The organism is Pseudomonas sp. NPDC089743, assembly GCF_044748785.1.
In the GTDB taxonomy this organism is placed as follows: domain Bacteria; phylum Pseudomonadota; class Gammaproteobacteria; order Pseudomonadales; family Pseudomonadaceae; genus Aquipseudomonas; species Aquipseudomonas putida_X.
Genome location: NZ_JBIVGS010000009.1, coordinates 154285 through 169988, shown reverse-complemented (window position 1 = coordinate 169988; position 15704 = coordinate 154285). Strand labels below are relative to the sequence as shown.

At 63.4% G+C, this 15704-nt stretch carries 13 protein-coding genes; 8 read left to right on the top strand and 5 right to left on the bottom strand.

Annotation, left to right across the window (positions count from 1 at the left end; genetic code table 11):
- Positions 1–837: a prolipoprotein diacylglyceryl transferase family protein gene (locus ACIPZC_RS17470; RefSeq protein ID WP_349976119.1), complete on the bottom strand. Its 837-nt coding sequence runs from the start codon at positions 835–837 to the stop codon at positions 1–3.
- A complete protein-coding gene (gene dsbD, locus ACIPZC_RS17465; protein WP_400628435.1) occupies positions 837–2549 on the bottom strand; it encodes a protein-disulfide reductase DsbD in 1713 nt (570 codons plus the stop codon). The genes ACIPZC_RS17470 and dsbD overlap by 1 nt, the downstream gene beginning before the upstream one ends.
- A 265-nt stretch (positions 2550–2814) precedes the next feature.
- On the opposite strand from dsbD, the gene ACIPZC_RS17460 reads away from it, so the two are divergent.
- The 5 genes from ACIPZC_RS17460 to ACIPZC_RS17440 are packed head-to-tail and all read left to right on the top strand — an operon-like array spanning position 2815 to position 8927.
- A complete protein-coding gene (locus ACIPZC_RS17460; protein WP_400628433.1) occupies positions 2815–5646 on the top strand; it encodes a xanthine dehydrogenase family protein molybdopterin-binding subunit in 2832 nt (943 codons plus the stop codon).
- Entirely contained in the window at positions 5639–6175 is a 537-nt protein-coding gene (locus tag ACIPZC_RS17455; protein WP_241804480.1) for a (2Fe-2S)-binding protein, read from the top strand. Before ACIPZC_RS17460 ends, ACIPZC_RS17455 begins: the two co-directional genes overlap by 8 nt.
- 2 nt (positions 6176–6177) lie before the next feature.
- The gene (locus ACIPZC_RS17450) at positions 6178–7389 is read left to right on the top strand and encodes a cytochrome c (protein WP_400628431.1); all 1212 of its coding nucleotides are present in this window, start codon (positions 6178–6180) and stop codon (positions 7387–7389) included.
- A 3-nt stretch (positions 7390–7392) separates the two neighbouring features.
- Positions 7393–8364, top strand: a complete 972-nt coding sequence (locus tag ACIPZC_RS17445) for an XdhC family protein (RefSeq protein ID WP_400628429.1) — start codon at positions 7393–7395, stop codon at positions 8362–8364.
- A complete protein-coding gene (locus ACIPZC_RS17440) occupies positions 8361–8927 on the top strand; it encodes an NTP transferase domain-containing protein (RefSeq protein ID WP_400628427.1) in 567 nt (188 codons plus the stop codon). Before ACIPZC_RS17445 ends, ACIPZC_RS17440 begins: the two co-directional genes overlap by 4 nt.
- A 14-nt stretch (positions 8928–8941) precedes the next feature.
- Here ACIPZC_RS17440 and ACIPZC_RS17435 read toward each other — a convergent pair whose 3' ends face one another.
- From ACIPZC_RS17435 to ACIPZC_RS17425, 3 genes are all read right to left on the bottom strand, one after another.
- Positions 8942–9562, bottom strand: a complete 621-nt coding sequence (locus ACIPZC_RS17435) for a GAD-like domain-containing protein (protein ID WP_400628425.1) — start codon at positions 9560–9562, stop codon at positions 8942–8944.
- 93 nt (positions 9563–9655) lie between these two features.
- On the bottom strand, positions 9656–10273 hold the full coding sequence (locus ACIPZC_RS17430; RefSeq protein WP_400628423.1) for a GAD-like domain-containing protein: 618 nt from the start codon (positions 10271–10273) through the stop codon (positions 9656–9658).
- A gap of 18 nt (positions 10274–10291) precedes the next feature.
- On the bottom strand, positions 10292–11635 hold the full coding sequence (locus ACIPZC_RS17425; protein WP_400628421.1) for a DUF6861 domain-containing protein: 1344 nt from the start codon (positions 11633–11635) through the stop codon (positions 10292–10294).
- A gap of 250 nt (positions 11636–11885) precedes the next feature.
- Here ACIPZC_RS17425 and ACIPZC_RS17420 point away from each other — a divergent pair, with 250 nt between their 5' ends.
- From ACIPZC_RS17420 to ACIPZC_RS17410, 3 genes are all read left to right on the top strand, one after another.
- Positions 11886–12569 (top strand): response regulator transcription factor, encoded by a 684-nt coding sequence (locus tag ACIPZC_RS17420; RefSeq protein WP_016393078.1) that lies wholly within the window; start codon positions 11886–11888, stop codon positions 12567–12569.
- Complete coding sequence (locus tag ACIPZC_RS17415; RefSeq protein ID WP_241804474.1) at positions 12566–13888, top strand: ATP-binding protein; 1323 nt, start codon at positions 12566–12568, stop codon at positions 13886–13888. Before ACIPZC_RS17420 ends, ACIPZC_RS17415 begins: the two co-directional genes overlap by 4 nt.
- A gap of 355 nt (positions 13889–14243) precedes the next feature.
- The gene (locus ACIPZC_RS17410) at positions 14244–15635 is read left to right on the top strand and encodes an aspartate aminotransferase family protein (protein WP_267817490.1); all 1392 of its coding nucleotides are present in this window, start codon (positions 14244–14246) and stop codon (positions 15633–15635) included.
- The last annotated feature ends 69 nt before the right edge of the window (positions 15636–15704 follow it).

Sequence of the window (15704 nt, the reverse complement as noted above, 5' to 3'; positions counted from 1 at the left end):
TCATTTTCCTTGTGCGGCAGGGGCGGGCGCGGCGGCCCGTTCGAAAGGTTCCAGGGCACGGTGCAGGCTGGCCCGTGACAGCTCGCCCAGGTGGCTGCCGATCAGCCGCCCGTTGGCGTCGTAGAACAGGGTGGTGGGCAGGGCCATCGAACCGACTCGCTGGGCCAGAATACCGGTGCCGTCGAACAGCACATGGGTCAGGCTCAGTCCCGTGGTGGCGAGGAAGGTGCTGACGTTTTCCGGCGTCTCGCCTTGGTTGACGAACAAGAACGTCACATGAGGGTACTCACCCTGGGCGTGTTGCAGCACCGGCATTTCCCGGCGGCACGGTGGGCACCAGGTCGCCCAGATGTTGATCACCAGCGGCTTGCCGCGATAGCTGTGCAGCGCGACCGATTGCCCGCCGGCATTGCGCAGGCTCAGCTCTGGCAGCTCGGTGCCCTTGCTGTACAGATGGCTGCCAAGGCTGGCCAGGCCCCAGAACAGCGCGCCACTGAACAGCGCCCAGCCCAACGGGCGACGCAGCCCGGGGTGGCGCCAGCCTTGCCAGAGGCTGGCGAGCACGACGCCGGTCAGCCCCGACCAGAGCAGGAAACCACCGTCGCGGATGTCGATCACCTGCACCAGGTCATCGCGGTACATCGGCCAGTAGGCCAGCACGAAGCCCAGGCGAGCGCACAGCAGGCCGATCAAGAACAGGTTGAACAGCGCCGACTCCGGGCTTTCGCCGCCACGCCGGGCCACCCACCAGCCGACCACGCTGGCGATGCCCAGGGCGGCGAGCATCAACAGATGATTGAGGGCCATGGTCAGGGGCCCCAGGGTTACCGTCAGCATCAGCCTTGGCTCCTGGTCTGGGCCCAATGTTGCAGGAAGGCGGCCGCATCCACTTCGCCGGTGATGCGCCGCGCGCGACGTTCTTCGCCTTCCGGGCCGAGCCAGAGGATGCTGGGCGGGCCGGGTACCTGGTAGCGCTGCAGCAGGGCACGGCTGGCGGGGGCATCGGCGGTCACGTCCAGGCGCAGCAGGCGCACGCCGGCCAGGCTGGCTTGCACATCGTCACGGGCAAACACCTTTTTTTCCATGACTTTGCACGATACGCACCAGTCGGCGTAGTAATCGACCATCACCCATTGGCCACGGGCTTTGGCCGCATCGAGCTCGCGTTGCAGGTCCTCCGGGCGGCTGACGGTGACGAACTTATCTTCGCCGTGCTCAGTGGCCGAAGGTGCGGGCCCGCCGGCAAACGGGCGCAACGGCTGCCAGAGGTCATCGCCGCCGGCGGCAGCGCCTATCAGCAGCAGGCCGCCCCACAAGGCGCCCAGCAGCGGTAAGGCGCGCAAGGCAGGCAGACGCTGCAGGGCCGGCCAGGCCGCCCAGCCCAGTGCAATCAGCCAAGCGCCGCTCAAGGCCAGCAGCAGCGGTGCGGCGAGCAGGCTGCGGACGGTGTACAGGGCCATGGCCAGGAACACGAAGCCGAACACCCCCTTGACCCGCTCCATCCAGGCGCCTGGGCGGGGCAGGTAACGGTTGCCCAAGGTGACCAGCAACAGCAAGGGCACACCCATGCCCAGGCCAAGGCTGAACAGCACCAGCGCGCCTTGCAGCACATCGCCACTCTGCGCGATGTAAAGCAGGGCGCCGGCCAGCGGCGCGGTCATGCACGGCCCGAGCAGCAGGCCCGACAGGGCCCCCAGAAGCGCCGCACCGTAGAGGTTGCCGCCCCGGGTGCTTTGCCCGGCACGGTCCAGGCGATCACGCAGGGCGGCTGGCAATTGCAATTCGAAAGCGCCGAACATCGGCAGGGCAAGTATCACGAACAGCGCCGCCAGGCTGCCCAACAGCCAAGGCTGCTGCAACCAGGCTTGCAGGCTGGCGCCAAGCAGCGCTGCAACCACGCCGAGCCCTGCATAGACCAGCGCCATGCTCAGCACGTAGACCCCGGCCAGCACCCAGCCACGGCGTGCGCTGGCGCCGTTGCCCATGACCAGGCCGGCCAGGATCGGCAGCATCGGCAGCGAGCAAGGGGTAAAAGCCAGCAGCAGGCCAAGGCCGAAGAACGCCAGCAGGCTCCAGAGAAGGCTGGCGCTCTGCAGGCCGCTGGCCAGGGCTTGGTCGCTGGCCTGGTCGGTGGCAGGCGCGGCGCTGCCGCCCAGGTCGATGACAGTGGTTTGCGGCGGGTAGCACAGGCCGGCGTCGGCGCAGCCTTGCCAGCCCAGGCGCAACTGGCCTTCGGCGTTGGCGGGGAGCAGCAGTTCGAGTTGCTCGCGGTACACCGCGCTGTCGCCGAAGAATTCATCGTGATGGTTGAGGGCTGGCGGCAGTTGCGGGTGCTGCTCGACGGGCAGGCCATCGAACTTCAGGCGCTTCTGGTAGAGGTAGTAGCCCTGTTTGATCTGGAAATGAAGGCGCATCTGGCCGTCGGCCTGGCGGTCGTGGGTCAGGACGAACGCCTGGTTCACCGGCAGGAAATCGGGTTTTACCGCGAACGGGTTGGCCTGCAGCGGGCCGGCCACAAGGAATGTGAGGAAGAGCAGGAGGACGCGCATGTCTTCGCCTTGGCAGAGTTGAACGGGGCCATGCTGGCCTGAGCCGATTAACCCAAAGTTAACCTGTGGCCGTGTTCGCACGCGAGCAATGTGGACATACCGCGACATACTGTCTGCTTGACTTTGCCAAAACCTATTTGAGTGCTGTAAAGTTGACGTGAAAGTCAGTTTTTGTGGGCGTCCTGCGTAGGCGGTCACATCCTTCCGCGTTTCCAGCACAAGAATCAAAAGATGGGCAGGCAGCGGCCTGCCCAGAGGATCAAGCATGTCCAACCGTGATATTTCCCGGCGCTCCTTCCTGCAAGGTGGCCTGATCGCCGGTGTCGGCGTGAGCATGGCGCCGCTCGGCAGCCAGGCCTTCGCCGCGCTGATGGAGGACCGTGTCACCACGTCGCCGCAGAAGTGGATGAACCACGACGGCAAGGCGCGTTTCCGTAACGACGCGTTGTCCAAGGTCTGTGGCAACAAAGTCTTTGCCCGCGACATCCGCGCCAAGGACATGCCCGGCTGGCCCGAGCAGCAAGGGCATGCCATGTTGCTCAAGACCACCAAGGCCGACCGCATCTACGCCGGTTTCGACCTCGGCCTGCTCGGCGCCGAGCTGCAGCCGGACCGCATCGTCACCGCCGCCGACCTGGAAAAGGACGGTATCGCTTGGCCCGAAGCCCATTCGCCTGACCCGCTGCTGCCACCTGGCAAGGTGCCGATGTTCATTGGCCACCCGGTGGCGATCCTGATCTGGAACGACTTCGAGCGCTTCCGCCAGGCCAAGCGCAAGCTGCAGTTCAACGACAAGGCGATCCGCTACGGCGCTCAGGCCCCGTTGTACCAGCGTGACCCTTACGGCAGCTTCCGTTTCGTGCGCGTCGGCGGCGCCACGCCGTTCGACGAGGACCAGTTCTCCAGCCTGAAGAACAGCATGCTGTTTCCGACCATCCTCAACCGCAAACCGGTGTGGTCCAAGCAGCCCAACCAGCACGGCGACCTCACCGAGCAGGGCCTGTTCTACGCCAAGCGCATCGGTGAGCAACTGGACAACCCGCCGGCAGACTGGCTGGTGTTCGATGAGCGCTACAAGACGCCTTCCATCGAGCCGGCGGCGCTCGAGCCCGACAACGGCAATGGCTGGTACGACGCCGGCACCGGTACGCTGCACTTCGTGGTCGCCACCCAGTGCCCGTTCGAAGTGGCGCAGGACTGCGTGCACATGATCAAGCCTTCGCGCTTCGCCCTCAACCACCTCAACATGCACCCGGGTTACACCGTGGGCTATGGCTCCAAAGACAACAACATCTTCGTCTTCTACGCCGCAGTTGCCGCGCTGTATGGTGCCGGTGTGCCGATCCGCCTGGCCAACGACCGCTATGAGCAGTTCCAGAGCGGCATCAAGCGCCATGCCTTCGACATCCGCTATCAACTGGCCGTGGACAAGAAGGACAACAGCTTCAAGATCTTCCGCGCCGACATGAGCTGTGATGGCGGTGGCCGCATCAACTACAGCCCGTCGGTGGCTGCGGTTGGCGCTACGGCGGCGCAGTCGATCTACTACATGCCGCAGAACGACCTGTCCGTCACGGCCTACCACTCGCGTGGCGTCGAGGCCGGCTCCATGCGCGGCTACGGCACCTTGCAGACCATGGCCGCTACCGAAATGATGGTCGACGAAGTGGCGGGGCGCCTGGGCGTCGATGCCATCGACCTGCGCCGCGCCAACGCGCTCAAATCGGGTATGAAGAACACCCAGGGCGCGGTCCCGGCGGGTGCCCTGCGCCTGCACGAGATCCTCGACAAGGCCGCCGCCCACGACTGGTGGCGCAACCGTGACGCACGCAAGCGCGAGATGGACGCCAAAGACAAGGACCACTGGTACGGCGTCGGTTTCGCCATCTGCCAAAAGGACTTCGGCACCGGTTCCGAAGCACCGATGGCCAGCGTCGAGTTCACCGCCGATGGCCGCATCAGCCTGCGCCACATCGGTACCGAACTGGGCACCGGCATGTCCACTTCCCAGGCCCTGGTGGTCAGCGACTTCCTCGGCCGTTCGGCCGACGAGGTGAAGACCGCAGTGACCGAGTGGCCTGAACTGCAACTGGCCACCAGCGGTAACCCGTACCTGATCAGCCAGGCCGAGCAGGATGCGGCGCTGCGCAACCCGCGCTGGGTCGGCAAGCTGGCATCGCCGTCGTCGGCGACCAACTCGGCGTTCTATTTCAGCCACGCCACCCGCGAAGCGGCGCGCGTGCTGTTCAATCATGGCCTTTGGCCGGCGGCCATGGCCCTGTGGCGTCAAGGCCCGTTCGGTGGGCAGGCCAACCCCTTGGTGGTGCGCCGCGAGAACGCGGTGTGGGTCAACGGTGAACTGACCGGCAATGGCCTGGCGCCGATCCCGTTCGCCGAGCTTGCGAAGAAAGCCCACGAAATGGGCCTGGTCACCGGCGTCAGCGTGCACGGTTTCAACCGTTGGAGCTGGGCAGAAGCCGACTTCGTCATCGACGGCGTGCGCGAGCGTTTCCCGCTCGATGCCGTGGCCGTGAAATACGGCGACGGTGCGCCGAACGCCAAGAAAGCGCAGATGAGCAGCAACGGCTACCACTTGCTCGACCGGCAGAACGCCGCCTACCCGGCCACCCAGTTGAACAACGCCATGGTCACCTACTACAGCCCGGTGGCCACCATCGTCGAAATCAAAGTGAACAAGGGCACCCATGAGGTGCAGGTCCTCAACCATCACAGCTGGGTCGAGTGCGGCCGTGTGCTGGTGCCGGAGCTGGTCAAGGGCCAGCTCGAAGGCGGCATCGCCATGGGCATTGGCCATGCGCTGACCGAAGAGATGCCGTTGCATGAGGGTGGCCCGGGGGAGGGCGACTGGAACTTCAACCGCTATCGCCTGCCGCATGCCAAGGACGTGGCCGTCTGGAAGCAGACCTCCGAGATTCTCCCGCCCTTGTCGCCCACCGACCCGTCCAAGGGCATTGCCGAGGTGGTGATGATCCCGGTGGTCGGCGCCATCGGCAACGCCGTGGCCCATGCCATCGGCAAGCGTGTGCGTGACCTTCCGATTACTCCAGCCCGCATCAAGGAGGCCCTCAATGGCTAACCGTCCGCTTCAACTGACCCTCAACGGTCAACCTGTCGGTCCGGTCGAGGTCCCCGACGACCTGGCGATGATCGACTACCTGCACGAACACCAGAACCTCACCGGCTCGCGCCTGGGCTGCGGCCAGGGTATCTGCCATGCCTGCGTCGTGATCGTCGACAACCCGGATGGCACCAGTGAAGAAGTGCGTACCTGCATCACCGGTGCCCATTACTTCACCGGCAAGAAGGTCCGTACCATCGAAAGCCATGCCAAGCAGGACGAGGCCGGCAACTTCACGCTCAACCCCATCCAGCAGAAGTTCGTCGACCTGTTCGCGTTTCAGTGCAGCTACTGCGCACCGGGCTTCGTCAACGCGGCCACCGTGCTGGTGGAAAATGCCCAGCGTCAGCCGGTGAAGAAGAGCGAGCTGGAGGACCGTATCGAAGAGAGCCTGGGGCACCACATCTGCCGTTGCACTGGCTACGTGCGTTACTACGACGCCACCCGTACGGTCCTCAACGACCTCGGCCTGGTCAAGGAGGGTTGAGCATGGCGTTCGTACGTTCCAGCCTGGCGCTGGCGCTTGGCCTCGCCGTATCGATGGCGGCCCAGGCCGATGACCCGGCACAGATCAAGCGCGGCGAATACCTCGCCCGTGCCGCCGACTGCATGGCCTGCCACACCGCCGAAGGCGGCGCGCCCTATGCTGGCGGCCTGCCGATTCACTCACCGTTCGGCACCATCTATGGCACTAACATCACCCCGGACAAAGCGTACGGCATCGGCAATTACACCGCCGACGAATTCTTTGCGGCCGTCACCGAGGGCAAGCGCAAGGACGGCGCCAACCTGTACCCGGCCATGCCCTACACCTCGTACCACCTGATCTCCCGGGAAGACTCCGATGCAATCCTGGCGTACCTGATGACCGTGCCGCCGATCAACCGCCCGGCACCGCAGACCAAGCTCAGCTTCCCGTTCAACGTGCGCATGGGCCTGTCGGGTTGGAACATGCTGTACGGCAAGAGTGTGCAGCTACAGCCCACCGAAGGTAAAAGCCCGGCATGGCAGCGCGGGCAGTACATGGTCGAAGTCATGGGCCACTGCGGCGAGTGCCATACCCCGCGTAACCCGATTGGTGCGCTGCAGCAGGACCAGCGCCTGACCGGCGGGCTGCTCAATGGCTACCTGGCACCGAGCCTGCTGGCCAAGGACCTTGCCGACCGTGGCTGGACCCAGCCCGACCTCACCACCTTCCTCAAGCACGGTATCAGCGCCCAGGGCAGCATGTTCAACGAGATGTACCCGGTGGTGCACCACAGCACCCAGCACCTCGAGGACGCCGACCTGGCTGCCATGGCCACCTATTTGTTGGGTGAACAGCCGCCGCCTGCCAAGGTCATACAGGAAGTCCCCCTGGACCAGCTCAGCGACAGCGCCAAGCGCGGCCGCCAGCAATACCTCAATGTCTGCGCCGGTTGCCACGGTGTCGACGGCGAAGGCAAGCCGCATATCGCGGTGGCAATGCAGGGCAACACGGTGCTGCGTCAGGGGGATTCACGCAACCTGGTCAAGGCCATCCTCGACGGTATCCGTGAGCAGCAATTCACAGGTTTCGAGCGCATGCAGCCGATGCCGGGCTTTGCCGACACGCTCAGTGATGAGCAGGTCACGGATATGGTCAATTACCTGCGTCAGGCCTGGGGCGGATTGCCAGGTGATTTGAGCGTACAACAGCTTGCTGAGCTGAAGGCGGAGTAATACGTGCAACATCTTGATCTGCAGGTTGTACACCAGGCGATGCAGTGGTCGGGTAACGGCCAGCGGGTCTGGTTGTGCACGGTGCTGGCCACTTACGGTTCGGCGCCGCGCGCGCCGGGCTCGCTGCTGGCGGTGAACGAAGCAGGGCAGTGGGTGGGCTCGCTGTCGGGCGGCTGCGTCGAGGACGACTTCCTCGAGCGCGTGGCCCTGGGCGAGTTCCGCGAGCCGGTCGCGATCGTGCGCTATGGCGACGGCAGCGACCGGCGTTCGAGCATTCGCCTGCCGTGTGGCGGGGTGCTGGAGGTGCTGGTGGAAAACCTGCCGGCCGATTGCGACGTGCAGGCGCATCTGCGCGCCTTGGCAAGTGCGCTGCAGGGCCAGCGGCGGCTTCTGCGCGAGGTGAGCCTGCCCGAGGGCACGCGCCGGCTCAGCGACGACACGTGCCAGGGCCCAAGAGTCGAACGCGCTGCCACCCGTGTGCGCCTGCGTGTGGGCGCCGCTCAGCGGCTGCTGTTGGCGGGGTATTCCAGCGTTGCGCAGTATTGCGCCGAGTTCGGCAAGGGGCTGGGGTTTGAAGTCATCCTCTGCGAGCCGCGCAGCGAGGTGCTCGAAGGCGTGGTGCTGCACGGCATCGAAGTGCGCCGCGAGTTGCCGTCGGAATTCATCGCCAACGGTGGTTGCCATGCCGACACGGCAGTGGTTGCATTGACCCATGATCCCAAAATCGATGACTTGGCCATGCTTGAAGCAGTACGTACCGAGGCGTTTTACATTGGCGTCATGGGTTCCAAGGCCACCTCCGACAAGCGTCGCGAACGCCTGCAGCGCATCGGTGGCCTGGGCAGTGACGAGTTGGCGCGCATCCACGCACCGATCGGCCTCAACCTGGGCAGCAAGACCCCCGCAGAGATCGCCCTGGCAGTGCTGGCCGATATCCTGCGCATGCGTAACGGCATCGAGCGGGCGGCGCTGTGAGCATCGTCGCGTTGGTACTGGCGGCGGGCAGCAGCGTGCGTTTCGGTGGCGACAAGCGCCGGGCCACGTTGGCCGATGGGCGCAGCTTGCTGGTGCATAGCGTCGAGCGTGCCTGTTCGGTATTCAGCGATGTTCGCGTTGTACTGCGTGAGGGGGAGCGCGGCGCGGATCTGGGTTTACCGGGCCAATGCCGGGTCATTGCCAGCCCGGATGCTGGGTTGGGGATGGGGCATAGCCTGGCGGCCGGGGCTGCCTCGTTGATCGACAGTGAGGCACAGGCGGTGGCGGTGCTGTTGGGCGATATGCCCTGGATCGCTCAGGCAACGTTGGGCCAGCTTGCCGCGGTGGCCGATTTGTCCAGGATCGTCTTGCCAGAACATGAGGGACAACAGGGGCACCCGGTGTTGTTCGGGCGCGATTTCTGGCCGGCGCTTTCACGCCTGACGGGTGATGAGGGCGCGCGCTCGGTGCTGAAGGCGCACCCGGCGAGTTGCATCAGGCTTGCAGTGCAGGATGCCGGAGTGTTGCAGGACGTGGACCGGCCCGAAGCCGTCAACCGCTGAGCACGTCGTTCTGCCTATTCATTTTCTTCTTCCTCTTCGTCGAGGTCATACGGCTGAAGGTCAGCCAGTTGCGCGAGCAGACTCAAATGCACTTCGGCATCCAGTCGCTGAAGGCGCTCCGGCTCGGCAGAGCCTCCCAGCATCAGGGCAGGTACGAAACCGTACATCTCGCCGGCCTCCAGATCGCCCAATGCTTTTCTGGCCTGGTCGAAAAGCCCCAGGCCGATGTTTTCGGTCATGGCCCGCATGAGCAAGCTTTGGATTTTGTTGTCCCGTTCTTCGCTGTTGGCGCTTGGCACACTCAGGAAGTACCGGGAATGGTAGGCCGCAATGGTCAGCAGCGAGCCGGTGTTTTCACCCCACAGGTACAACTCGCCGAAAGCGCTGTGGGCAATGAGGTGGTATGTGTCGTGGGTGGTGCCACCCAGCCAGGCATCGACTACGGATTCGTATTCACGTGGGTTCACCAGCCAGAAAAGGCCACTGCCGTAGCCGCACCAACCGTGTTCTTTCCAGTAGTCGAGGAGTTGGTTGGGGAGTTTGTCTTTGTAATGATCGAGGGCTGAAGGCGGTACGGGTTGTTGGCCTATACGGTCTCCGAAGGCTTCGAGGAAGATGGAGAAAACTACGTTCATTGGTAAATTCCTTTTTAGGGTTTTGTGTGTGAAGTTCTACTGTTTGTTATGTGATAATTGTCAAGCGTTTGGCGGAGGCTCTTTTGTGTGCCATTAGAAATCGGAGAATGGATAGGGTTCAAGGGGTGAAAGCTGAGAGAGTAGTGTCAAGTGCTCCACTGCCTTGACTTTTTGAATATTTTCAAGCCGGAGTGTTCCGCCGAACGCAAGTGCGGGGATAAAACCATAAATTTCGTCAGGTTCAAGTCTGCCTAATTTGTTTTTTGCTGGCTCGAAAAAATTCCCGAAATCGTTGGATTCACGATCCATTAATAGAAAAAATCCCTGTACCTGTTTGTCCAAGTCATTTGTTGCTGATGCTTGAATTCGGCCGCAGTAATTTGATGTGTACGGTACGATATCTAACGAAAAGCCGGATCTTTCGCCATATAGGTAGAGGTCGCCAAAAGCGCCTCGCGCGATGATGTGATAGTTATCTCGGCCTTGGAGTGGTGTACCTTCTATGAGTGAGGCAACTACACCTTCGTAGTCCTGAGGATTAACTGTCCAAAATATCCCGTCGCCATACCCGCACCAGCCGTGCTCGATCCAGTAGTCCAATAATTTTTCTGGGAATACACTTCGGTAGCGTGCTATGGTTGATGGAGGAACTTCCTGTCTGAATATAGGTTCGCCCATTTCCTCTATGAAGAGCGAGAAGATTTCGTCCATATTCATGATCCTTGTTTGTTAGCACTTATGCAGTTTTATGTTTAGGAAGCTAGAGGCGCCTCCAGCCTTGGACTGTTGCTTGACAGATTGCACGAGTACTCCAATTTTGCTTTTCCACTGAGGGCCTATGCTCGAATTGACTTGCCTGTCGCCAAAATCACTAATGAGGTCTTTGCCGCCGGCGATCAAGTCTGGATTATGCAATGCTGCAAGTGAAGACATTGTTTCTTTGGCCTGTTTTGTTGACAGTTTTTTTGCTTCGATAGGATTCATCTGCTCAGCCAAATCTTGATAAGCCCTCTTTCTCAGATCATCATACAATTTCTTTCTTGCTTTTCTGGCTATGTTTGGGTCCCGCTTTGCAGGGTTAGCAATATTTTCCAAGAATTCCTCAACTGTGAGGCGATTTAGCCCATCCTGCTGTCCCTTCAGTTGCCGTTCAAACTCAATGTGCTTAGAGGCTGGCAATTTATCCGCCTTGAAGCAAGCCACAGTATGCAACGGCATGCTTTTGGGCTTGCCCTGGGAAGACTCCTTGTCCTTCCCCGCAGGGCGATTCGCCTGCGCAGGCTGCGGATGATCCAGCGCCCCCTTACGCCGCTCCGCCACCTGCAAATCCGGCCGGTTCTTCAGCCCTTCTTCATGCTTTAGCATCCATTGCCCAAGCCGCGCCCCCTTGCTGCTGGCCGCCATCTCCTGCGCCAGCACCCGGGCATCGCCCCGACCGCGTGTGAGGTACGAAACCATTGCCCCCAATAGCAGAACCACCACTTCCACATGGCCCAAGGCAATGTGATGGGCCGCCCTGGAAATTGCATGCGGATCATCCCGCCCGAAAGGGTTAAGGCTTTCGTCCCGTGTGCCCTCCCAGGCGATGCGGATACCATCGATGTAGTACTCGCCGATCCGGGGCAAACCATCGATAAAGAACTCGGCAATGGAGGCAAGTCCCAGTGCGCCCAGGATCCAGCCACTGACCTTGAGGCCCACTGTCGCGCCAGTGCCGGCCAAGGGGATGGCCCCTGCACCGGCGCCGAATGCCCCGATCCCGGCGCCAATCGCGCCGCCGGTTAACGTGCTGCCGACAACGATCATCGCCATCTGCCTGACGACGATCAGCAGTTCGTCAATGATGACGGCGATGTTCAGGTCGGCGAAGCGCTGGCGCAGCATGTGCGCGGCCTGCCATTCGGCCTGGTTGAAGGCAGACTGCACCGCCCTGAGTCGGCGTAGGTTGAGTGACAGTGAAGCCACTGGCTGGTTATGGTGGGTGCGGAAATGGGCGCCTCCCTGATAGCCCACTTTATCGATGACCCGTGACTCGATCTCGTGCCATGACGGCACCAGGTGGCTCAGAAACATGTGTGTCTCCCTGACAGCGCTGTGCAGGGGAAATCACATCATGGTTTGGAAGTAATCATTTCCGTGGTTCTTGTAGGAAAAGTCTTTATCGTCTTCGAATGGAGATGATCATGGTGCAAAAAGACCGATGCCCCTGCCTGAGCTCACCGGGCTTGAACGGCATGCCCACCATGGCCCGAAAAAGGCCCATAATCCCCCGTTAATCCCTTCATAGTGCAATGCCAGCCACACCACTGCGGGAGCCCCCACCATGCACGTTCTGCTCTGCGAGGACGACGACCTGATCGCCAGCGGCATCTGCGCCGGCCTCACTGCCCAAGGCTTGACCGTCGACCGCGTAGCCAACGCCGCTGCCGCCCGGGCCATGCTCCAGGCGGCGCAGTTCGATGTGATGATCCTTGACCTCGGCCTGCCCGACGAAGACGGCCTCAAACTGTTGCGCCGCCTGCGTCAGCAGGGCATCGACCTGCCGGTGCTGGTGCTCACCGCCCGCGATGCGGTCACTGATCGAGTCGACGGCCTGCAGGCCGGTGCCGACGACTACCTGCTCAAGCCCTTCGACCTGCGCGAGCTGGCCGCGCGCCTGCACACCTTGCTGCGGCGGGTCGCGGGGCGGGCGGTCAACGTGATCGAGCATGGCCCGCTGCGCTATGACCCCAGCAGCTGCGAAGCGACCCTGGCCGGTCAGCCGGTCGACCTGTCGCGGCGTGAGCAGGCCTTGCTCCAGGCCCTGCTGCAGAACCCTGGCCGGGTGCTGTCCAGCGAGCAGCTCAAGGACTGCGTGTACGGCTTCAGTGACGAGGTCGAAAGCAACGCCCTCAACGTGCATATCCATCACCTGCGCCGCAAGCTTGGCAACAGCATCGTCGAGACCGTGCGCGGCCTGGGTTACCGCCTTGGCCCGGCGCAGGCGCCAGAGGAAGCCGCGTCATGAGCCTGCGGGTACGCCTGAGCCTGATTCTGGGCAGTGCGTTCATCATCATCTGGGTGCTCGCGGCTGCCTGGATGCTGCGCGACCTGCGCCAGCAGATGATGTTCTCCCTCGACCAGCGCTTGGTGGCGTCAGCGCGCATGGTCGCGGGGCTGATCGATCAATTGCCCAAGCCTTTGAGCGCCAAGGGCGAAGAGGCGCATTTTTCAGCCGACCAGTTCACCGTGCCCGACGGCATGGCCTGCCAGGTCAGCTCGCTGCGCGGCGAGATTCTTGCCAGCAACCACAAGCATGATGGGGGCATGGACGATGAACAGAGCGGCTTCCGCGACCAGACCATCGACGGCGCGCTGTGGCGTACCTTCACCTACAACCATGGCGATGTGCGCATCACCACTGCCGACCGCCACATGGAGCGCGAGGCGCTCAACCAGTCCATCCTGCTGGCCGCCTCGGCGCCGGTGCTGATGGCTTTGCTCGGCAGCCTGGGGCTTGTGTGGATCGGCCTGGGCAAAGGCCTGGAGCCGCTCAATCGCATGCGTGACGCCTTGCGCAGGCGGCGAGCCGACAGCGTGGAGCCGTTGCAGGTGGCGGGCTTGCCCAGTGAGTTGCAACCCTTGCTCGACACCCAGAACCAGCTGTTTCTGCGCATCGCCCAGACCCTGGAGCGCGAACGCCGGCTGACCGACGACGCCGCGCATGAACTGCGCAGCCCGCTGACGGCGATCAAGACCCACCTGCAGGTGGCCCGCATGACCGATGGCGCAGTGCGCGAGCAGGCGCTGGAGCATGCAGAACAGGGCACCGACCGCATGCACCGGACCCTGGAACAACTGCTGCTGCTGGCGCGGGTCGAAGGCAGCCTGTCGTTCGAGGATGGCGTGCAGTGCAGCGCCGAACAGGTCGCCCGGCAGGCGGTGCAGGATGCCGGTGGGGGTGATAACCGGCGCATCGTCCTGCGCCTGCCGGAGGAGGCCACGCGGATCTACCTCGGTATGCCGGCACCGCTGGCGGTGGCGGCGCTGCGCAACTTGCTGGACAACGCCTTGCGCCATGGCGGTGACTCGGAAGTGGAACTGGAGGTGCAGATGGCCGATGGGCAGATTGGCTTCATGGTGCGCGACCATGGGCCTGGTATTGCCGCTGATGACCTGCAGCACTTGACCGAGCGTTTCTGGCGCAACGGCCAGAGCGGTGGCTGCGGGCTGGGGTTGGCGATCGTCCAGGCGATCGTGCAGCGCTGTGCAGGCAGCTTGCGCTTCGACAGCCAGAGCGATGGCTTGCGGGTGGTGCTGCAAGTGCCGGCGCGCTCGGGCGCTTGATCTGCGCCGGCTGTACCGGCCCTATCGCCGGCAAGCCGGCCACTGGGCTGCGGCAGTTGCAGCAGTTGCAGCACTTGCCGCAGTTGCAGCACTTGCTGCAGTTTTTGGGGCCAGCGCAGTACCTTGTGGGAGCCGGCTTGCCGGCGATGGGCTGCGCAGCAGCCCTGATCACGCTAACGGTCTGACATTGGGCGCGCAGTCCAGAGCAGCGCTACGGTCGCCGTGGGCGCCGGCTTGCCGGCGACTGGGCAGCACAGGCCAAAAAATCCCACAACAAGCGCTAAATCCTCCCCCCAGCCAAGCGTTTTCCAAGCGACAACTACCCGCACATTCGCTTGCTTGCGAGGATTTACCCATGTCGACCGCTTCCAGCCTTGCCCAGGTCCTGCCGGCCAGCGCGCCGCAACCGCTGTACGAGTTCACCGAGTCGCCCCTGCTGCAACGCCAGCAGCAACAGGAATCCAACGCCCGCAGCTATCCGCGGCGTATCCCGTTGGCGCTCAAGCGCGCCCGTGGCATCCATGTCGAAGATGTCGAGGGCAGGCAGTTCATCGACTGCCTGGCTGGCGCCGGTACCTTGGCCCTGGGCCATAACCACCCGGTGGTGATCGAGGCCATCCAGCGTGTCCTGGCCGATGAAATCCCCTTGCACACACTCGACCTGACCACGCCGGTCAAGGATCGCTTCGTTCAGGACCTGTTCGGCATCCTGCCCGAGGCGCTGCGCCGTGAGGCCAAGGTGCAGTTCTGTGGCCCGACCGGGACCGACGCCGTGGAGGCGGCGCTCAAGCTGGTGCGCAGCGCCACCGGGCGCAGCACCGTGCTGGCCTTCCAGGGCGCCTACCATGGCATGAGTCAGGGCGCGCTGAGCCTGATGGGCAGCCATGGCCCCAAGCAACCGCTGGGTGCCTTGCTGGCCAACGGGGTGCAGTTCATGCCGTACCCCTACGATTACCGCTGCCCGTTCGGCCTGGGTGGCGAAGCCGGGGTCAAGGCCAACCTGCATTACCTGGAAAACCTGCTGCTGGACCCTGAAAGCGGCGTGCCGCTGCCCGCTGCCGTGATCCTGGAGGTGGTGCAGGGCGAAGGCGGGGTGATACCTGCCGATGTCGAATGGCTCAAGGGGGTGCGGCGCATCACCGAGCAGGCCGGCGTGGCACTGATCGTCGATGAGATTCAAAGCGGTTTTGCCCGTACCGGGCGGATGTTCGCCTTCGAACACGCCGGCATCGTGCCCGATGTGGTCACCCTGTCCAAGGCCATTGGTGGCAGCCTGCCGCTGGCGGTGGTGGTGTACCGCGACTGGCTCGACACCTGGAAGCCGGGCGCCCATGCCGGCACGTTCCGTGGTAACCAGATGGCCATGGCCGCGGGTTCGGCGGTGATCAACTACCTGGTCGAGCATCGCCTGGCCGAGCATGCCGAGGCCATGGGCCGGCGCCTGCGTGATCACCTGCAGCGGCTGCAACGCGACTATCCACAGTTGGGCGATATCCGTGGGCGTGGCCTGATGCTCGGGGTCGAGCTGGTCGATGTGCAGGGCCAGCGCGACGTGCTGGGCCACCCGCCGGCCAATCGCGAACTGGCACCCAAGGTGCAGCGCGAATGCCTCAAACGCGGGCTCATTCTGGAGCTGGGTGGGCGCCACGGTGCGGTGGTGCGCTTCCTGCCGCCGCTGATCATCACTGCGCAGCAGGTCGATGAGGTGGCGCAGCGCTTTGCCCAGGCCCTGGCTGCGGCGGTCTGACCCCTGAGGGGCGCGTTGCGCCCCATTTCTCGGCAAGCCCGCTTTCACTTGAACTGGCGGGGCATGCCC